Source organism: Micromonospora sp. D75, from assembly GCF_018070405.1.
GTDB classification, from domain to species: domain Bacteria; phylum Actinomycetota; class Actinomycetes; order Mycobacteriales; family Micromonosporaceae; genus Micromonospora; species Micromonospora chalcea.
The window spans coordinates 1-1,909 of sequence record NZ_JAGPXV010000870.1; the positions used below are offsets into that span (position 1 = coordinate 1).

Here is a 1,909-nt window from a genome sequence, read left to right on the forward strand (position 1 = left end):
GACGACACGGACCCCGATCCGGATCTGGTGATCTGCTTCGACGCGGCGAGCGAGTCGCGGCTGGGTGACCTGGTGGGCCGGCTGGACACGGCGGGCACCTCGCTGGTGCTCGACCACCACGCCTCGAACACCGGCTTCGGCCGGATCAACCTGGTCGACCCGCACGCCGCCGCCACCTCGGTGGTCGCGCTGGAGTTGCTGGACCGGCTCGGGGCGACGCTCGACGCGGAGGTGGCGACCGGGCTCTACGTCGCGCTGACCACCGACACCGGCTCGTTCCGCTTCGAGGCGACCACGCCTGCCGTGCACCGGATGGCGGCGCGTCTGCTGGCCACCGGCATCCGGCCCGGCGACATCTCCCGGCGGGTGTTCGACACCCGCCCGTTCGGCGCCGTCCGCCTGTTCGGCGAGGTGCTCGGCCGGGCCACGCTGGAACCGGCGGCCGCCGCCGGGCACGGGCTCGTCTGGACGTACGCGACCCGCGAGGACCTGGTCCGGCACGACCAGCCGGCGTACGTGCTGGAGGCGCTCATCGACTCGGTGCGGTGCACCGAGGAGGCGGACGTGAGCTGCGTGATCAAGCAGGCGGGCGAGGCCGAGTGGGCGGTGTCGCTGCGCAGCAAGGGCGCGGTGGACGTGAGCGCGGTGGCGGTGGCGCTGGGCGGTGGCGGGCACCGGTTCGCGGCCGGCTTCACCGGGCGGGGCGCGCTCGACGAGCTGGTCGGACGGATCCGGGCCGAACTCGCTACCGCAACGCTGGTAGCCCCCTAAAAGCGGAATTGTGCCGATATTTCTGCCGGGCCGAGGCGCGGCGATGATCGGAAGTGTGAGCTGATCGGCGGCTTTTCCAGGGATTACGAGGCGTGCCAGCCTTTCCGCCGTGCGTGACGCTGGGGACAATCGGGTGATGGATCATCCCCGTGAGCTCACCGTCGAGGCGCCCCGGGCCTGGGACCGGCCGGTCGTCTCCGTGCCGGTGCTGATCTGCTTGTCCCTGGTCGGCGGTCAACTTCCGTCCTTCTCGACCGCGGCCAACCTCTACATCCTCACCACCGGCGGAGGGTTGATCTGGGTCGGCCTGAGCAACCGGGTGCCCCGGCGCCCGGCGCCCCGCCGGCTGCCGTCGGTCGCGCTCTGGTGGCTGGTGCCGGTGACCGTCTTCGGGGTCTTCGAGGGGGCGACGTTCATGGCGGCGGCGGGTGACGACTTCCCCACCCTCTCCCGGCTGGCCGATCCGCTGCTGGAGGACAGCGTGATCCGTTCGGCGGCCTGGTTCGCGTGGCTGTCCACGTTCTGGGGACTGGTGCGCCGATGATGCGGGCACTGGCGATCGGCGGGTTTCTGGTCTCGCTCGTGCTGTTCGCGGTCGTCGAATGGGTGGCGCGCCGGGAGGGCTCGCGGGTCCCGTCGCTGGCCGACGTCTGCGCCTTCGTGATGCGGTACGAGGTGGGCCCGGTGCCGGTCGGGCGGATCGGCCTGTTCGGTTTCTGGTGGTGGCTGGGCTGGCACTTCCTGGCCCGCTGACACGGCCGGCCGAGCCGGACGACGAGGTTGATCTTTCCGCATTTCGGGAACTGTGGGCAGCATCTGGAAAGTGAACGTTAATTTGGGTGAGGGCCGGCGCTTCGCGGCGCTGGTCACGGGCGGTGCTGCCGCACCCGGCCTCGCCTCCCTCCAGGGTCAGACCGACCCGGGCTCACGCTGCCAGGCGAGCCGCTCCGGTGATCCCGGACCGCAGCCGGGCGCCCGTAGGGCCGCCGTGTCCGGCGGACCGCACCCTGGAAGGACCTCAGATGCCCAGCAAGCGCAAGCCGCAGACCGAGACCACCACCGACGAGGCGCGCGAGCAGATGCGCCGCGCGCTGCAGACCTCGAGGGACACCCGGCAGTGCCGTACGCCGTCCGGCCG

General features: G+C 71.8%; 3 protein-coding genes. All 3 read left to right on the forward strand.

Going from position 1 to position 1,909, the window contains the following annotated elements; all coding sequences use genetic code 11:
- On the forward strand, nucleotides 1–771 hold a 771-nt coding region (locus KBX39_RS30125; protein WP_210873797.1), incomplete at its 5' end, for a bifunctional oligoribonuclease/PAP phosphatase NrnA.
- 136 nt (nucleotides 772–907) lie between these two features.
- A complete protein-coding gene (locus tag KBX39_RS30130; protein WP_043325811.1) occupies nucleotides 908–1,315 on the forward strand; it encodes a hypothetical protein in 408 nt (135 codons plus the stop codon).
- Nucleotides 1,315–1,524 carry a DUF6186 family protein gene (locus tag KBX39_RS30135; protein ID WP_176722875.1) on the forward strand — a complete coding sequence of 70 codons (210 nt, stop codon included), beginning with the start codon at nucleotides 1,315–1,317 and terminating at the stop codon, nucleotides 1,522–1,524. Before KBX39_RS30130 ends, KBX39_RS30135 begins: the two co-directional genes overlap by 1 nt.
- The last annotated feature ends 385 nt before the right edge of the window (nucleotides 1,525–1,909 follow it).

Excerpts from the sequence above, each read along its gene's own strand:
- KBX39_RS30130 (WP_043325811.1), top strand. The coding sequence starts at position 908 with ATGGATCATCCCCGTGAGCTCACCGTCGAGGCGCCCCGGGCCTGGGAC.
- KBX39_RS30135 (WP_176722875.1), top strand. The coding sequence starts at position 1,315 with ATGCGGGCACTGGCGATCGGCGGGTTTCTGGTCTCGCTCGTGCTGTTC.